General features: G+C 57.5%; 20 protein-coding genes and 2 tRNA genes. 14 read left to right on the top strand and 8 right to left on the bottom strand.

Annotated features, from left to right (window positions below):
* Together M3O22_00450 and M3O22_00445 are read left to right on the top strand one after the other, a co-directional pair.
* Positions 1 to 966 (top strand): penicillin-binding transpeptidase domain-containing protein (locus M3O22_00450; protein MDP9195238.1); only part of this gene is annotated, 966 nt, incomplete at its 5' end.
* 193 nt (positions 967 to 1,159) lie between these two features.
* Positions 1,160 to 1,235 (top strand) — tRNA-Lys (locus M3O22_00445).
* An 11-nt stretch (positions 1,236 to 1,246) separates the two neighbouring features.
* Here M3O22_00445 and M3O22_00440 read toward each other — a convergent pair.
* Together M3O22_00440 and M3O22_00435 are read right to left on the bottom strand one after the other, a co-directional pair.
* Positions 1,247 to 2,746, bottom strand: a complete 1,500-nt coding sequence (locus M3O22_00440; protein MDP9195237.1) for a hypothetical protein — start codon at positions 2,744 to 2,746, stop codon at positions 1,247 to 1,249.
* 60 nt (positions 2,747 to 2,806) lie between these two features.
* Positions 2,807 to 3,604 carry a TatD family hydrolase gene (locus M3O22_00435; protein MDP9195236.1) on the bottom strand — a complete coding sequence of 266 codons (798 nt, stop codon included), beginning with the start codon at positions 3,602 to 3,604 and terminating at the stop codon, positions 2,807 to 2,809.
* A 136-nt stretch (positions 3,605 to 3,740) separates the two neighbouring features.
* Between M3O22_00435 and M3O22_00430 the strand changes: the two genes are divergently transcribed.
* The 3 genes from M3O22_00430 (at position 3,741) to M3O22_00420 (ending at position 6,924) form a co-directional block, all read left to right on the top strand.
* A complete protein-coding gene (locus M3O22_00430) occupies positions 3,741 to 4,304 on the top strand; it encodes a hypothetical protein (GenBank protein MDP9195235.1) in 564 nt (187 codons plus the stop codon).
* 96 nt (positions 4,305 to 4,400) lie between these two features.
* Positions 4,401 to 6,545, top strand: coding sequence for a DUF4139 domain-containing protein (locus tag M3O22_00425; protein ID MDP9195234.1), 2,145 nt, complete (start codon positions 4,401 to 4,403; stop codon positions 6,543 to 6,545).
* Positions 6,546 to 6,570: 25 nt separating this feature from the next.
* Complete coding sequence (locus M3O22_00420; protein ID MDP9195233.1) at positions 6,571 to 6,924, top strand: SUF system Fe-S cluster assembly protein; 354 nt, start codon at positions 6,571 to 6,573, stop codon at positions 6,922 to 6,924.
* Between the two features lie 25 nt (positions 6,925 to 6,949).
* Here the strand turns inward: M3O22_00420 and M3O22_00415 are convergent, their stop codons facing one another.
* A complete protein-coding gene (locus tag M3O22_00415) occupies positions 6,950 to 7,924 on the bottom strand; it encodes a hypothetical protein (GenBank protein MDP9195232.1) in 975 nt (324 codons plus the stop codon).
* 262 nt (positions 7,925 to 8,186) lie between these two features.
* Between M3O22_00415 and rimO the strand changes: the two genes are divergently transcribed.
* From rimO to M3O22_00375, 8 genes are all read left to right on the top strand, one after another.
* Entirely contained in the window at positions 8,187 to 9,518 is a 1,332-nt protein-coding gene (rimO, locus tag M3O22_00410) for a 30S ribosomal protein S12 methylthiotransferase RimO (GenBank protein MDP9195231.1), read from the top strand.
* A 491-nt stretch (positions 9,519 to 10,009) separates the two neighbouring features.
* Positions 10,010 to 10,711 (top strand): hypothetical protein, encoded by a 702-nt coding sequence (locus M3O22_00405; protein MDP9195230.1) that lies wholly within the window; start codon positions 10,010 to 10,012, stop codon positions 10,709 to 10,711.
* Positions 10,712 to 10,809: 98 nt separating this feature from the next.
* Positions 10,810 to 10,885: transfer RNA gene (locus tag M3O22_00400), tRNA-Ile, on the top strand.
* Positions 10,886 to 11,058: 173 nt separating this feature from the next.
* Positions 11,059 to 12,285, top strand: coding sequence for an integrase arm-type DNA-binding domain-containing protein (locus M3O22_00395; protein ID MDP9195229.1), 1,227 nt, complete (start codon positions 11,059 to 11,061; stop codon positions 12,283 to 12,285).
* Entirely contained in the window at positions 12,286 to 12,705 is a 420-nt protein-coding gene (locus tag M3O22_00390) for a thermonuclease family protein (GenBank protein ID MDP9195228.1), read from the top strand.
* A gap of 151 nt (positions 12,706 to 12,856) precedes the next feature.
* Entirely contained in the window at positions 12,857 to 13,102 is a 246-nt protein-coding gene (locus tag M3O22_00385; GenBank protein ID MDP9195227.1) for a hypothetical protein, read from the top strand.
* Positions 13,102 to 13,506 (top strand): hypothetical protein, encoded by a 405-nt coding sequence (locus M3O22_00380; protein ID MDP9195226.1) that lies wholly within the window; start codon positions 13,102 to 13,104, stop codon positions 13,504 to 13,506. Before M3O22_00385 ends, M3O22_00380 begins: the two co-directional genes overlap by 1 nt.
* A gap of 153 nt (positions 13,507 to 13,659) precedes the next feature.
* Positions 13,660 to 14,028, top strand: coding sequence for a hypothetical protein (locus M3O22_00375; GenBank protein MDP9195225.1), 369 nt, complete (start codon positions 13,660 to 13,662; stop codon positions 14,026 to 14,028).
* 14 nt (positions 14,029 to 14,042) lie between these two features.
* Here the strand turns inward: M3O22_00375 and M3O22_00370 are convergent, their stop codons facing one another.
* From M3O22_00370 to M3O22_00355, 4 genes are read right to left on the bottom strand one after another with little or no spacing between them, the layout of a single operon-like run.
* Positions 14,043 to 14,432, bottom strand: a complete 390-nt coding sequence (locus tag M3O22_00370) for a D-Ala-D-Ala carboxypeptidase family metallohydrolase (protein ID MDP9195224.1) — start codon at positions 14,430 to 14,432, stop codon at positions 14,043 to 14,045.
* Positions 14,432 to 14,773 (bottom strand): hypothetical protein, encoded by a 342-nt coding sequence (locus M3O22_00365; protein ID MDP9195223.1) that lies wholly within the window; start codon positions 14,771 to 14,773, stop codon positions 14,432 to 14,434. Before M3O22_00365 ends, M3O22_00370 begins: the two co-directional genes overlap by 1 nt.
* Positions 14,770 to 15,432 carry a hypothetical protein gene (locus M3O22_00360; protein ID MDP9195222.1) on the bottom strand — a complete coding sequence of 221 codons (663 nt, stop codon included), beginning with the start codon at positions 15,430 to 15,432 and terminating at the stop codon, positions 14,770 to 14,772. The genes M3O22_00365 and M3O22_00360 overlap by 4 nt, the downstream gene beginning before the upstream one ends.
* Positions 15,433 to 15,437: 5 nt before the next feature.
* Positions 15,438 to 15,641, bottom strand: coding sequence for a hypothetical protein (locus tag M3O22_00355; GenBank protein ID MDP9195221.1), 204 nt, complete (start codon positions 15,639 to 15,641; stop codon positions 15,438 to 15,440).
* Between the two features lie 127 nt (positions 15,642 to 15,768).
* Between M3O22_00355 and M3O22_00350 the strand changes: the two genes are divergently transcribed.
* A complete protein-coding gene (locus tag M3O22_00350) occupies positions 15,769 to 16,140 on the top strand; it encodes a hypothetical protein (protein MDP9195220.1) in 372 nt (123 codons plus the stop codon).
* Between the two features lies 1 nt (position 16,141).
* Here M3O22_00350 and M3O22_00345 read toward each other — a convergent pair whose 3' ends face one another.
* Positions 16,142 to 16,477, bottom strand: a complete 336-nt coding sequence (locus M3O22_00345; protein ID MDP9195219.1) for a hypothetical protein — start codon at positions 16,475 to 16,477, stop codon at positions 16,142 to 16,144.
* Positions 16,478 to 16,489 lie beyond the last annotated feature (12 nt).

Below are 16,489 nucleotides of genomic sequence, written 5' to 3'. Positions count from 1 at the left end.
CTCCTGGCCAAAGGCCTGTCCGCCGCCAGCTGGCAGGAACTTGCCCGGGATCCGGCCCACCCCCTGATCAACAAGGTGATTGCAGGCCAGTATGCCCCCGGCTCCACATTCAAGATGATGACGGGTCTGGCCGGTCTGGACGCCGGCACCATCAGCGCCCGTCACCGGGTCCACTGTTCCGGACACGTCAGCCTGGGCAGCCACCGCTTTCACTGCTGGCGGCGGGAAGGCCACGGATCGCTGGACATGGTGGATGCCCTGGCCCAGTCCTGTGACGTGTTCTTCTATGACGTGGCCCAGAAAACGGGCATTGACCGCATGGCGGCCATAGCCAATCGCTTTGGCCTGGGGCAAAAGCTGGGAATCGATCTTCCGGGTGAAAAGGACGGCGCCATTCCCACCCAGGCCTGGAAACGCAACCGGTTCGGGGAACGCTGGCAGCAGGGCGAGACGCTGGTGTCCGCCATCGGCCAGGGATATGTGCTGGCAACCCCCCTGCAGATTGCCGCCATGATGGCCCGGCTGGCCAACGGCGGGAAGGCTGTGGTTCCGCGCGTGATCCGGGAGATTGAGGGGGAGCCCCCCCTCCTGCCCGAATGGCCTGACATGGGCCTGGATCCGGACCATCTGGACCTGGTCATGCAGGGCCTGCGAGCGGTCACCCAGGACGCCCGGGGCACAGCCCGCGGCTCACAGATCAGAACACCCGGCCGGGAAATGGGTGGCAAGACAGGAACTTCCCAGGTGCGACGCATCACCATGGCCGAGCGTGCCCGCGGCGTTATCAGCAACGACAAGCTGGAATGGGCGTCCCGCGACCATGCCCTGTTCACAGGCTATGCCCCCCTGAACAAGCCGCGCATGGCCTGTTGTGTCATCGTGGAACACGGCGGCGGCGGATCATCGGTCGCCGCCCCCATCGCACGGGACATCCTGGACTTCGCCCAGGGCCTCACGACCATATAGACTCTGTCCTGCCATGTCTGATACAAGACCGGTCCCGGAGTTTATCAGGATCCCCCGCAGAACCCGCTGCGGTGAGGCAAATGTCAGGAACGAGGAACGGAAGACCGGAGCGTACACGGAAGTACGTGAGGATCTGAGGACCGCAGTGACGTGGCAGTTGACCACCGCAGTCAGGGTTATGGAGGGGATCGGCGGGCGCATAGCTCAGTTGGTAGAGCAGCTGACTCTTAATCAGCGGGTCGCAGGTTCGAGCCCTGCTGCGCCCACCATGACCGGCCTCTCAGGGTTTGGGGTTGGGCCCCCTGGCAGGATCAGGGGCCTCGACATATTCGCAGTTATAGCCCCACCGGTCACGGGAATCGTCCTTCACACTGCAGATCTGCGTAGTCACGCCATACAGAACATTCTGGTATGCCGGGTCTACCAGACCGTGCCGCTGCATCAGAAAAAGTACAGACATGGCCATGTCAGAACCCTTCGGGGTCCGGGCCAGCATCAGCCAGTCCGTCGCAGCATCCCCATATCTTGTCCGGGGCTTCCCGGCAAGTTGCGCCATCATGGTTTTCGGGGGCGTTTCCAGGAATTCGCACTGGCGCTTCCTGATGGCTGACAGGGCTTCCTGCAGAAAGGTGAAATCCAGCTCCTGCAGGCGCTGCTCCGGAGTTTCACCATGAGCTGCCTGCACCACCAGCGCCAGCGGATATGCCGTCATATGCTGGTAAATTACAGGATCGACGCAGGAATATCCTGATCCGGGGACAAAGAACCACCCGTCCAGGATTCCCTGGCGGCCCAGAAAATCACGCCATGTCCCGTCCTCCTTCAGACCATTGCCCTCAAGCCTCTTGCGGCTCTGGTACAGCTGGAAATCTGCTGCTGTCTCCATTGCCAGAGGTACCTCTACGCTGGCCGGAGACAGACGGAGATCCTGGAAAATATGTCCGTATTCATGTCCCAGAATCTCTCTAAACCCCTGCCTCTCATTATAAAATCCTGGCATTACCGGTATAAAGACCAGCTCTTCTTCCGGCCTTGCAAAACCACGTACCCTGCCATCCCTGAAATAGCTGATTGCATAGTCCACATTCGAGGCAACAGCCAGATCAACATCCCGCCAGTATCTGGTATATCCGTCCCGGGTGTCTTTTATCACCCCCTGCAGGCCTTTTTTGTTGTAAATATCCGTCAGCTTCCGGATCATCTGCCGGCGAATGTCCAAAACATCCGCTTTCGGATTCCAGCGCAGATTCTCCAGCCGGCGCAGCTGTTCGCCTGTTACACCAAGGCGCAGCGTGGTCACAACGGTGATCTGTTCCGGCCGGAAATCAGGATGGTCCCCGAATTCCAGTGCGGCCATCCGCTCCAGAGTCTCATCCATCGCCACATGGATGGCCTCTATCTGCACCCTGTATTCTGGCCCCCACTTCCTGTCCGCGTGGTATTTGTCCCAGCCTGCCGACACCTCGGCCAGATCATCCACCAGCTTTCGCAGCTTCACATCCTCAAGAACCAGCTGCAGTTCCCTGTTTTTCTGTTTGGCAGCTTTCAGTTTTTCTGATTCCTCTTTTTCCTTTTTTCTGATTTCCTCAAGCTCCCTGTCCTTATCTCCCAGTTCCTTTTTTGCTCTTCCCTCTATCCAGATGCGGTCTTCCTTCTGGCACCAGCCGAACAGCAGGCTGGCGGCTGTGGTCACTACCGCACCCAGCCATGCCCATCCCTTTCCGGACGAGGGTGGCCCGGATACGGATGGTTCCGCAGCCTTTTCTTCATCAGCACTCACGGAATACCTCCTGTGGTTGCAGTTCCGGTCAGGACGGATCGTGCCACGGCATGGTTTATTTCAGGTTAACGAACTTGCCGGCGCGGACATCCGGTCAAACAGGCGCAGGGCGTTTTCGGTGGTTTTTCTGGCCAGCTCTTCCACAGGAATTCCCTTCAGTCCGGCCAGGACGGCGGCGGTGTGGACCACAAACGCCGGCTCGTTGTTTTTTCCCCTGTGGGGCTCCGGGGCCAGCCAGGGGGCATCCGTCTCCACCAGAAGGCGCTCCAGCGGCACATGTTTTGCCGTTTCACGCAGGTCTGCTGATTTTTTGAATGTGAGAATGCCGGACAGGGAGATGTAAAATCCGAACCCCACCGCCTGTTCCGCCAGCCAGCGGCTGGAGGTGAAACAGTGCAGGACGCCGCGTAGTCCCTTTCCGTCCGCCTCCTCCCGCAGGATGCGCATGGTGTCTTCCTCGGCGTCCCGGGTATGGACGATCAGGGGCAAACCTGTCTGGAGAGCGGCGCGGATATGGCGGCGGAAGCCCTCCTGCTGCTGGTCCCGGGGACTGTGCTCATAGAAATAGTCCAGGCCGCATTCCCCGATTCCCGCGGCTTTCGGATGGCGGGCGACGGCTACAAGCTGGTCCACTGTGGGCATTTCCCCATCATCCGCCGCATGGTGGGGATGCACCCCTACGCTGAACCACACGTTCGGGAAACGCTCGGCCACCGCGCGGACGGCCGGCAGCGTGGACATGTGGGTGGAGATAGTCACCATCCGCCCTACCCCCGCCGCCAACGCACGGGCCACGACGCCATCCAGATCGCCGGAGAGGTCAGGGTCGTCCAGGTGGCAGTGGGTGTCGATCAGCATGGCGGAAATCCTGTGTGGGCCCGGCCCTGCATATCACGGCAATGCCTGTGAGTCCAAAACCCGGACAAAACATTCTGGACGAAAGTAATAGGCCCGGCCATACAGGAACAGGGTTTTTCTGCCAGGGTATACAGCCATGACTCTCACAAATATCAACCAGATCAATTCCCTGCCTCAGGGAACTGTTTACATGATCGCGATCTCCGGTAACCGGATCCTTGTCACCCGGGGTGGGAAAGGTGAAATAACACTGCCGTCCTGCGCACCGGCAACGGACCAGATCCCGGAACAGGCTGCTGCGCAAATTCTGAAAGATCTGACCGGATCAGATGCCCTCGAAATCCGTACCGTGGCAAAGATGTTCAATCCTTCCGGTCCGGCCATGGATATTTACATCCGGTGCAGGATGGTGCCAGTGACACCCTGCAAAAATACCGGTCATGAGTGGATGGACATGGACAGGCTGACCCGCCATGCTGATATCCAGAAAGAACACAGCTGGTACTCCTGGCGCGGCAGAAGACATGACTGGTTTTTCGATGAAACAATTGCGGCACAGGACAGGGAAAAAGGGAATTCCCCCGATCACAGATCGCCCCTTATGGTTACACGACACCTGATCTGGCAGGAATATTCAGCCTTGCAGCGCGGGAATCCTTCTCCCACAACCCCGGCCATAAAAGTTCAACTGACAGCCTGACGGCACAGACAGTCCGCTTTCTTTCCACGTCACACAATCGCCGGGATCTGTGCTAGGATCCCGCCGGTTATTCACTGCTGAACCGGAATCTGTCCCATGAAAAAAGCATTCCTGCCTGCCGCCCTGTCCCTGTCTGCCCTGCTGATGGCGTTCCCGGCGCTGGGGGCCGAGGGCCTGGCCCTGAAGCGGGTCATGCTGTCCACCGGCGGCGTGGGCTATTTCGAGTATGAGGCCACGGTCAGCGGCGACACCACCCTGCCCCTGTCCGTCCCCCTGGACCAGGTGAACGACATCCTGAAAAGCATCGTGGTCTATGACGACCGTGGCGACGTGGGCGAGGTCAGCCTGCCCGGGAAGGAACCCCTGCGGGAAACCTTCCGGTCCCTGCCGTTCAGCCAGCAGTCCCTGAATTCTCCCGCCGATCTGCTGACAGCCCTGCGGGGGGCCGAGGTGCGCATCCGGGGCAGCCTCACCGGCCGCATCCTGTCCGTCACGCCGGAGATGGTGAACCTGCCCGACAACCGCGGCTCCATGCTTCAGCACCGGCTCAGCATCATGACCGTGGGCGGGCTGAAACAGTTCATCCTGGAAAACACGGATTCGATCGAGTTTGTGGACCGCAAACTGCAGGCCCAGGTCAACGAGGCGCTGACGGCTCTGTCCCGCGACACGGCACAGGACAGCCGCACCCTGACAGTCCGCCTGAATGGCGACGGTGAGCGAACCGTGCGGGTAGCCTACGTGGCCGAGGCGCCCCTGTGGAAAACCACATACCGCCTGACCGTGCCGCAGCAGGGCCAGGGGAAAAAAGGCCAGCTGCAGGGCTGGGCTGTGCTGGAAAACGTGAGCGGCGAGGACTGGAACAACGTGGACCTGACCGTTGCCTCGGGCAATCCGGTCACCTTCCGCCAGCAGCTGTTCGACGCCTATTACGTCAGCCGCCCTGAAGTTCCCGTGGAAGTTTTCGGGCGCATCCTGCCAAAGGTCGACCAGGGCGCAGCGCAGTACGCGGACATGGACAAGGACATGGACGGACGCGACATGGCGGAAGAGGCAGCCTTTGGCAGGACCATGGGAGAAGTCTCGGCCTCTTCCGTTGAAAGGCTTGCCCCTGCAACGGTCGCAAGAGAAAAACAAATGAGAATGCAGGGTGGCATCCCCGCAGAAATGGCGCCCGCCCCACCACCCGCGCCTATGCCTGCAAGGATTGAGGCAGCCGCCAGCGCCGAGGCCGCCACCCAGGTCACGTTCCACATGCCAAAGCCTGTGACGGTTCCCCGCGGGCACTCGGTCCTGCTGCCCATCATCAGCCGGGACGTGCCTGTGGATCCCGTCTCCTTTTACCAGTATGCCATACAGGGCACTGATCCTCTGGCTTTGGTGCGGGGATCCGGGCCTTCACCTCACCCTCTGGCCGCCGTCCGCATGACCAACGACAGCGATACGGGCCTGCCGCCCGGAGTTCTGACGCTGTATGAGCGCGACGCGAAAAGTGGCGACGTCAGCTATGTGGGCGATGCGCAGATGGCCCCCCTGCCCGCCGGCGAGGACCGCATGGTCAGCTTTGCGCTGGACCAGAAGGTGCGCATCCTGCGCGATGGCGCGGGAGAGGAGCTGGTGGCCGACGGCAGGATCGCCGACGGGATCCTGCAGCTGAACATCGTCCGCCGGGACGCCACCACATACACCGTCACCGGCGCAGCGAAAGAGGATCGCACGGTTCTGATCGAACATCCGAAATACGAGGGCTGGACGCTGGTACAGCCGGATCCGAAGTCGGTCCAGGTGACCGACAGCGCCTGGCGCATCCGCGATACGGTCCCGGCCGGAAAAACCTCGAAAATCACTGTTGTAACAGAACTGCCCCAGCTGCAGACTTTCCACCTGGTAGACCTGGGCACAGGACAGCTGCAGTACTTTGCCGCCGCAAAGCGTCTGTCTGACAAGGTCCGGCAGGCCCTGACAAAACTGGCGGAATACAGCGCAACCGTCGAGGACAGGCAGCGGAAACTGGATGAGATCCAGAACTCCATGGATACCCTGGAACAGGATCAGGAGCGCCTGCGGGAAAACCTGAAGGCCGTGCCAAAAGACAGCGATGTGGCTGAAAAGTACCTGAAAAAACTGGATACCCAGGAAGACGCGCTGGAGGATCTGGACAGGCAGCGCACAGCCGCCCGCAAGGCCCTGGACAAGGCAAAACAGGAACGGCAGGAGTATGTACGCAGCCTGAAACTGTAAGGGTCAGGCTGGCGGACAGGATACCATGACAGAACCGTCCGGCACTCCGGAACAGAGCACCGCTGACCCCGCGGAAAACGACCTGCGGGAGCGGATCATCGCGGCCCTGAAAACCGTCCACGACCCGGAGATTCCGGTCAACATCTATGACCTGGGCCTGATCTACAGAATCACCATCCGGGAAGGCGGAGCCGTGGACATCGACATGACCCTCACCGCCCCGGCCTGCCCCGTGGCCGGGGAAATGCCCGGCATGGTGGAACAGGCCGCGGAAACGGTAGAGGGCGTCACATCCGCAAAGGCCACACTGGTCTGGGATCCCCCCTGGGACCGCAGCATGATGTCCGAGGATGCCCGCCTTGCACTGGGGTATTACTAGGATACGCTGACATACCAATCACCTTTCACTGCGGCACCAATTTCGGACCGTAAATCCTGCGCGGATCGGCCATCCTGAAAAAGGACGGGCAGGCCATCAGGCATTGAGCCATCTGCCGGCGCAGTCCCTCTGTCCCGGAGGCATCACAGCCCTCCAGAACCTCCAGGGCTTTCGCCTGGCAGGCCTCACCGGCGCCAAACACCCGCACCAGGTCTGTACACACCGTAACGGTCTGGACAAAAACATCCGCCGCCGCTGCGTACCGGCTGGCCGCCAGCAGCTGGTCCAGGTATTCCGGAATACAGTCGTTCAGCGTCTCGTCCATTTCCTCTGTGTGCTCGCCCGTCAGATGCCCCTGACTGAAAAGAGCCTGCAACAGCGGCAAGGCGCCCAGAGACTGCTGACCTTCCAGACGGTTTCTTCCCACAATAGCTTCCACATCATTCAGCGTTGTAGCCACCATCAGCTGCGCCTGAATGGCCATGATCAGCACATGGGGTATCGACGGAGCACCCGCCGGACAGGGTGCCTGACGGTGGGCGACAGCCTGGATAAACGCCGTCTGGTTGATCCGGGCGCAGTGGGTCAGATATTCCTCCCCATAGTCCCGGTATCTGGCCGCACAGACACCAAAATACAGAACGGCGTGAAGAACATCCCCGTGCGTTTTTGCCTCAACGAACCCCCGGGCGTTATACAGCTGGCTCCAGTCATACCGGTACCCGCTGGTCACCGTCTTCGCCATGGCCGGGACAAAACCCGGCAGGGCGGCTGCTTCCGGGGTTGCGGGCCTGTGGCGGCAGAGGGTGTGGAGGATTTCGATCTCCGCCTCTTCCTGTCTCACGGCCCTGTATATTTTTCCGAAAACGCCGATCTCCTGCGTCTCTTCTGACTTTTTCCGGTTCTCTTTCAGCGCCTCGATCCGAAGGCGCAGCGCGCGGGCCTGTTCGGGATGAAGATCCTGAAAATCCGCGTCGGTCAAATGGAATATTGATCTCATGGTCAATGTCTCCTGAAGGTTTTGAAAGAACCGCCGGAAACAATTCCATGCACGTGCAGGGGCCTTGCCATCTGGCGGCCCCTTGCGGACTGGTTTTTAGGACAAGAAAATTCGCCGGGCCTTTATGTCAGGGCCCGCCACCACAAACAGGACAGGGTGCGCATCGAACTCATGCCCGAATGCTGGCATATCCTGCTTTCCGCCGTCAACACGTTTCAGATTCAGCTGCACATTTCTTTACTTTCCTGGTATGGAAGGGGTTATGAGCAAATCAAGCGCACTCGCACCCAAAGTCGGAATCGTCAGCCTGGGATGTCCCAAGGCACTGGTGGATTCGGAACGGATCCTGACCCAGCTGCGCACGCAGGGGTACCAGATCTCCGGCGACTATGACGGGGCCGACGTGGTGCTGGTGAACACCTGCGGCTTTCTGGACAGCGCGAAACAGGAATCGCTGGACGCCATCGGCGAGGCCATGCGCGAGAACGGCCGCGTCATCGTCACCGGCTGCATGGGCGCGGACAAAAATTCCATCCTGGACCATTATCCCAACGTGCTGGCTGTCACCGGGCCGCACCAGTATGAACAGGTGGTCAAGGCGGTGAACGAGGCCGTGCCGCCGAAACACGACCCGTACATGGATCTGGTGCCTCCCCAGGGCTTAAGATTAACGCCGCGCCACTATGCCTATCTGAAGATTTCCGAGGGCTGCAACAACCGCTGCTCGTTCTGCATCATTCCGTCCCTGCGCGGCGATCTGGTCAGCCGCCCGGCCAACCAGGTACTGGCCGAGGCCGAGCGCCTGGTCAACGCGGGCGTGAAGGAACTGCTGGTCATCTCCCAGGACACAAGTGCTTATGGAATTGACGTGAAATACGCCGAAAGCGCCTGGAAAGGCCGGCAGGTGCGGGCAAAGTTTCTCGATCTGTGCCAGGAACTGGGCACGCTAGGCGCGTGGGTGCGCCTGCATTACGTGTACCCCTATCCCCATGTGGACGACGTGATTCCCCTGATGGCGGAAGGAAAAATCCTGCCCTATCTGGATATCCCCTTCCAGCATGCCAGCCCGGCCGTTCTGAAAAACATGCGCCGCCCGGCCAATCAGGAAAAGGTGCTGGATCGGATTAAAAACTGGCGCAAGGTATGCCCCGGTCTGACCCTGCGCTCCACGTTCATCGTGGGCTTTCCGGGAGAAACCGAGCAGGATTTCCAGATGCTGCTGGACTGGCTGACCGGGGCAGAAATCGACCGGCTGGGCGCGTTCAAATACGAACCTGTCCAGGGTGCGAAGGCCAACGATCTGCCCGACGCTGTGCCCGAAGAAGTGAAGGAAGAACGCTGGCACCGCCTGATGGCGCACCAGCAGGGCATCAGCAGCAAGCGCATGCAGGCGAAGGTCGGCCGCACCATCGAAGTGCTGATCGACGAGGTGGATGAAGACGGCGCCGTGGGCCGCTCCTGGGCTGACGCGCCCGAGATCGACGGCAACGTGTTCCTGAACGACGGCGCGAATTTAAAACCCGGCGACCTGGTGAAGACCAGAATCACCAACGCAGAGGACTATGACCTGTGGGGTGAGGTAAACCCTTCCTGATCTCCTGAATCTCCGGCCCCTTCTGACCGGACAGGGCAGGCACGGCTCCAGGATCAGGATCCGGCCCATCCAGCCGCTGACACCGGAAAGAAAAATCCGGTGTACAGTGCATACCAATCACTATTCCCAGACCAATCACACCAAGCATCAGCAGAGCCTGCTTCTCCGACCTGGAGAGTCCCGCTTTATTTCGCTGTGGCCCGGACCGGGCCGCGCGGGAAAGCTTCTGCCACACCCCTGCTGTGTAATCCGGAGGCTTTTTCCCGAACACGGTCAGAAAACCCCTGTAAGTTTCCGATACCTCCCACATCTATCCGGAAAAGATTAACAGGCCCTGAAGGCTTCTTCTGTCCCGTCACCATCCCCGGAAACATCTTTTAGTTGTAAAATTCATGTAAAAACAATTATTTGCTGCCCCTGGTCAGGATTATGTCTATTACCAGTAAACACGCCTCTCCGGGCCTGTAACCTGCAAACTTCAGGAAAACATCATGTCACATCTGAAAACTGCCCTGGTGGCCTGCGTTGCCGCCCTGGAAATTTCCTGCGTAACGCTCCCGGACCGGGAACCTCCGCCGCCAGCTCCGCCGGACGATGCGCCGCCCACGGTGAAATGCGCATATTTCCAGGACCTTTGCAGGCATGAACAAGGGGAGGCAAGCATAGAACTCGCCGGAATGGTCGCCGCCTGGACCGCATGGGGCATCGCACGCAAAACAGGCGAAGAAGACAGAGACAAAGCGCTGGCGCTGAAGAATGTAGCAGTACAGCAGGCTGACAAAGTCGCAAGCCTGCTCACACAAAACGGGCAGACACTGAATAATGCAGAGACTGTTTGCGGGTTGGCAAAAAAGCCGGTGCCTGGAGAATTCCGGCGATGTCTTGTTGCGGGACGGGACAGTGTACGCCTTCACGCCACCCTGTTTGGAAACTCTGTACGCAATTTCGTTGGACTGAAAAATTCCGACAGGCCACGCCCTGCGAGCCTGTTTCCTGACATTGTGACAGCTTTTACGGCTTTCGAATTTGCTGCGTCGGAATTTCAGCGTCTCTGTGCCCCCGGGACAGATTACCCCAGGGAAGTCCATATCGACGGGACAAAAGGGAAATTGCAGGAATACTGGCTTGCCAACGGGGCAATCCGCGATATCCCCGGTTTCATGCCCCCCCGGCAGCAGTACAGACATGAATGACGCCGGATATGCGCTGTTCCGGAAACCGGCAACAGTGCATACCCACCCTTGAACCCTTTTGCCGGTGTCTGCTACAAGAACCCTGTTCTGCTTCCGGCGGGCCTGTAGTTCAGCGGTCAGAACGCACCGCTCATAACGGTGTTGTCGCAGGTTCGAATCCTGCCGGGCCCACCATTCCTCTATTTCAGGGCGCTTCACGTTGCGTCACCAGAGGGCAGAAAATCAGTAAATACCTCATATAATCGCTGTCAGTACGCTTCATGGCGCTTCAGCGGCACCCTTTACAGTTCAAAAATTCGGGGGCATATTCGGTGGCACAAAAATGACCCCATCCCGGAGATGCCCCCATGAAGCTGACAGAGCTGGCCTGCCGCAACGCAAAGCCGAAGGAGAAGCCCTATAAACTGTCTGATGGCGGAGGGCTTTATATGGAAGTGTTCCCGACAGGGGCAAAATACTGGCGGATGAAGTACAGGTTTCTCGGCAAGGAAAAGCGTTTGGCCTTCGGGGTGTACCCGGAAGTGTCGATTGCAGAGGCCCGGGGGAAGCGTGAGGTCGCCAGAAAGGTACTTTCCGAAGGCAGGGACCCGTCCTTTATCAAAAAAGAGACAATCCTTCAGCAGAAGATCGCGCATGCCGATTCGTTCGAATCAGTTGCCAGAGAGTGGTTTGAAAAGCAGAAAAACACATGGTCTGAAAAATACGCGGAAAACATGCTCGGTCGCATGGAAAATAATTTGTTCCCCTGCCTTGGCAAGTCGCCCATCGCCCTTATAGAGCCTCCGGAGTTGCTTAATGTTTTAAGAATTATGGAACAGCGCGGAGTCCATGACATGGCACACAGATGCCTTGGCATTGCTCGATCAGTTTTCCGGTACGCAATCGCGTCAGGGAGGTGCAGAAGAAACCCTGCCACAGATCTCGAGGGTGCCTTAACGCCCCACAAGAAAAAAAACTATGCCGCTGTTGAACAATCCGAAATTCCAGCTCTAATCAAGGCCATCTCGGCATATGATGAAAGGGGCATGAAAATTACGCAAATCGGCCTGCAGCTTCTGGCTTTAACTTTTCTGCGAACTTCTGAGCTTATTAAAACAAAGTGGATTGAGATTGATTTCGAAAACGCCCTGCTTTGTGTGCCGGCAGAGCGAATGAAGATGGCACAGCGAAGGGGCACAAAGGAGGATCATCTGGTGCCGCTGGCACGGCAGACAATCAGGCTTCTTCAGGAGCTCAAACAGATCTCCGGAGACAGCCCATATATACTTCCGGGCCGGAATTTCTGGGAGCACATGAGCAACAATACGATGCTCCAGGCACTGTACAGGCTTGGGTACAAAGGCTTGATGACCGGGCACGGCTTCAGAACCCTGGCCAGTACATTCCTTAACGAAACGAACCGTTTTCAGGGAGACGCCATCGAGTGCCAGCTTTCACATCATCAGGACAGTGTACGTGCAATATACAACAAGGCGAAGTACCTGCCCGAACGTCGCGACATAATGCAGTTCTGGGCGGACCATCTGGAAAGTGTGGTTCAGGAGAAGAAGGTTATTCCCTTCAGGGTGGCATAGATGAAAAAAGCCTTGCTGTTCCTGGCCCTTCTGCTGATTCCCTGCCCCGTTATGGCACAGGCCTATTTGGGCCCGTATCAGGCAACCGTGCAGAAGGTCATCGACGGGGATACCTTCGACGCCTCATTCCCGGTGTTTTATGGGGTCATAATCTCGGCGAAGATCAGGATCCTGGGTATAGATACTCCGGAGATCCGGGGGAAATGCGAAAAGGAAAAGCAGCTTGCCCGGAAGGCCAGGGATTATGTCAGGGGATTGCTGAAGGATCGCGCTGTGCTGGTGGATGTGTCGCCTGACAAGTACAGCGGCAGGTACGATGCCCGGGTCCTGACCGCAGACGGGAAGGACGTGGGCCAACAGATGATTGCTTCAGGATTGGCCCGGAAATATGATGGAGGCAAAAGGGCGGTATGGTGTTAAAAACCACTTTACGGGCGGGGCATTCCTGTGTTAACCACTCATATTTTCAGGAAAGTGAAGATTACCCCTTTTTTAATGTACACGACTGGTGTACATATAATCACATGACGCGGGGGGATCGGCCCCCTGCAAGAGGTAAGGAGACCTGAAGATGGCCTACGAAACAGAAATTCAGAAACTCGAAGAAGCGGCTCGTCATATCAGCGGCTGTGCGATGACAACGCCCTGCGGTGGATCGGACATGGAGCTTGAAGCCATTTCCCTGAGAAATCACGCTGAAGTTCTTCGCGCTGCGAACGGGGACAGGAGAGCGCAGCAGAACGGGGGGTATGACTGGGATGAACCGGGGCGGCTCGATCGCGCCCTGGCTGCTTATGAAAACATAAAGAATTACTGATGGAAACGGTTTTCCAGATACTCCTGCAGTCCTGCGGCCTCTCTCACAGGGAGGCCGCTGAATTTCTCGATGTGCGGCCGGACACCATAAAAAGCTGGTCTTCGGGGCGGAGGGCTGTGCCGGAAGGCGCCGTGAACCAGATCCTGACGCTGCTTAAGGCGCAGGCAAAGGCTGCGCAGGAAACCGTCAGGGTAATCCAGCGGAATCCATATGCCGAGACAATAGAACTGGGATACGCCTCCGATGATGCTGAGGCTCAAGGCCTGGGGTGGTTCTGCGTCGGGGCGCAAATGGGCGCACTGCGGAAAGTTCTTGAGCTGCTGATGCCTGAAGAAATTGTCAGGGTGAAGCTTGTACCCCGCGGATCAACACCGGGGACAGCAGCGGCGGCAGATCAGCATTAACGCACCAGCCCCCCTACCCTGCCCAGCCGCTCCCGGCAATCCTGTCCAACATCAGCGAGCGCAATGATATATCCCGCCAAGTCAGCGTCGGTCTTCATCTCGGGGACAGCTGGCTCTTCCTGACAGGTCAGAAGGTCAGCGGGAGGTTGCGTCTTGACCAGCTGCAGCTTTGGGTACGGTTGTCCTGCGCAGGCCGTCAAAAGCAGCACGAATGGCAGGGCTATCAACACAGGCAGTAGTGACCGGGGCATGGGATATGTCCTCTCTGATCTTCTGGGATTTCTGCAGACGGGCAACTTCGGCTTTGCGAACCTCAGCCACGGCCTGCTCGTTGCGTTCTGCCTGCTTCTGGGCTTCGGCAGCAATGGCCGCATTCTCTTTCGCAACCTGAATTGCCCTGTCGCATTCGATTGTCAGGCGGGCGTTATTTATTTGGAGGTGTCTGACATACCAGAGACCAGCCACAACAAACAGACCAGCAAGGCCTATGCCAATGGCTTTCCGGAAGCTCCAGAGCGTTGAGAGTGCTGCTATCATTATCGCTTATCCCATCTTGCAGGCGTTTCCCGTGTGTCCAGGTGGACGAATGATGGATACTGGCCAATCCCCATAAACCCGACCTCTTCCGCTGCATGTGTCAGCCTGTAGCGGTCATGGCCCTTCAGGGAAATGTCAAAGGCGATCCCCAGAAGGTGCTTTGATTGCGGACTGCCCCCGACCTTCGCATTGTGCGAGGGGCTTCTGTAGGCTGAATTGATGATAAGCGGCTTGCCGATGGTATCCCGCAAAGCCTGCAGTTTATCCAGGGCTTCCGGAACGATCGTGATGGCCCCCGTGCCACGACAGGCAATCTCTTTCGGGGTGAAGTTTGGCCAGCGCCATTCTGCTGCGGGAACCTGCGACCAGTGGGCGTAGAAACTTTCCATTATTCGCCCTTGTTCCGGGATTCCAGCCCGAACTGCTTCTCCAGAATGGCCCGCCAGATCTTCAGGCAGGATCCACCACAATTCCCGAACAGGGCCGCCATGGTGCACCCGATCAGGTAGTGGAGATCGAGATACAGGGCCAGACCCCCGCCCATAAGGCCAAACAAAACAACCGTGGACATCCGGTATATAATTTCCCGGACAGTGATTTTCTGTTTGTCGGCAATTCGGGCCGCGAGAATACGGGACAGAACGCCGGGAATGGCCGCTATAGCGGGGCCGGCAGCGTATTTAAAAAACATGGACAGAAAGCCCGTGTCCGGTGGTAGATCCTGCATCACGCATGGTTCCTTACTGGTCCGAAGTGGTTTTCGAGAAGGGCAAAACAGTTGGTTTTCAGCGACCATTGTGTACCGATCAGGCTGTCGAGACAGGCGCGGTCTTCATCAGTTGCCGGTCCGATGTGAACCATCCGGCAATGCTTCAGCTTTCTCAAGGCCGCCTCGCCCTCCAGCCGGGTGAACCCATGGTTCCTGCGGTAGGTCCAGATCTTGCCGTCCAGATAGACCCTCAGACCGCTGTAGGGCCGGAGGAACAGGGACAGCAGAAGGCTCTTGAAGTCAGAGGGTGCGGAGAGGATGTAGTAGAGGTGACCGTCCGCAAGCGGTCTCTGTCGTGGCGCATGTGGCCTGCGGGAAAACATCCAGAGGACAAAAACAAGCGCAGTTATTGTGGTGACGACATCCCAGAACTGGACTGGAAAATCTGTGAAGGCCTCAATAGCCTTGCAGATAAAAATAGCCAGCTGCCACAGCGTCCAAATGGACCATATCACTTTTGCAGCAGGCCGGCTGTAGGGAATAAAAATTGCCCCGGCAAGACTTACGCAGAAGATGATAAAATCACGCGATACAAGGCTGACATACCATTGCATGTCACCCTCATAAAAGTAGGGGGCGTACCCCGCCAGCAGGGCCGCCCCCAAAAGCGCCAGATACATTAGTTCTAGCGATGCGACATCGGTTTTTTGGGAGTTTTTACCTTCGGTGTAGGCCGCGGCGCATTCTTGACTGCCGCTGCAGAGGCTTTTTTCCCATAGGCTTTCAGTCCCTTGGTGGGCTTCATGTCGTCTTCTCCGGTTTTTCTAGGAAAGGCCAGAACGGCCGTGAGCAAGCCAAACAAGCCAAGCAGGAATGTTCGGCGATCCATGAAGCCTCCACCGCCCGGAATCGGACAGTGAAGGATTCATGCAACTTGTGAGAGAGTCAATCCTTTGGGATGAAACTTGACGTCAGGTTGCTTTCAGACTAGCGTTTTCCCAAAAATGGAGGGGAAAATGCTCCGGTATCTTGTGTTCCTTATGCTGTTGGTCGTTTCTTTTCCCGCCCAAGCAGAAAATTACGAAAGCCTTGACCCAAGAACAGGTAACAATTTACTTGCACTATGTAAGGAGGCAGAGACACAAGGGAAGTATCTTTCTACAGGTCTTTGTTTCGGTTATATTGCAGGTGTATTAGAAACGGCAGCTTTTGTAGAAAAAAGCAATAATGTTTGTTTATTAAATTTGCCTCAAGGATTAACTTTTGGGCAGGCAGCCAGAATTTTTATAAAACACGCTGAGGAAAAACCCGAGATCCTCCATTATCGGTCTGCCCAAATTGTTTTTGCATCTATGATCCAAGCCTTTCCCTGCAAGACGCCTGAATAGCCTATGTATTATCATGCACCGTAATGGTGATAGACGGGTTTGTGGCCCCTGACAAGGTTGCATACAGAATGATATCGTCACTGTTGCCCGATCCGCATCCAAGCTCGACCTGGAAATTATCAGCCGCCGTGGTGGTATAGGATGTCCCGTCCGCTTTCTTGATGGCCACTTTCGTTGTTCCACCATCCGTGGACATGTTCAGGGCAACAGTACCGCTCCCGAAAGTCCCGAAAATGTTGAATGTGCCGATCCACTTGTCCGCATTGCGAGGCTTTACAGCTGTGCAGATAGCGGTGTTTGTTGCGTTCGCGGACAGTGTTACCGAGTGTTTTGCCATTGTGTTCTCCTG

The sequence above is a fragment of the Pseudomonadota bacterium genome, assembly GCA_030775045.1.
Classification (GTDB): domain Bacteria; phylum Pseudomonadota; class Alphaproteobacteria; order JALYJY01; family JALYJY01; genus JALYJY01.
Note: the sequence above shows the minus strand (reverse complement) of the source record. Positions and strands in the feature narration are given on the sequence as shown.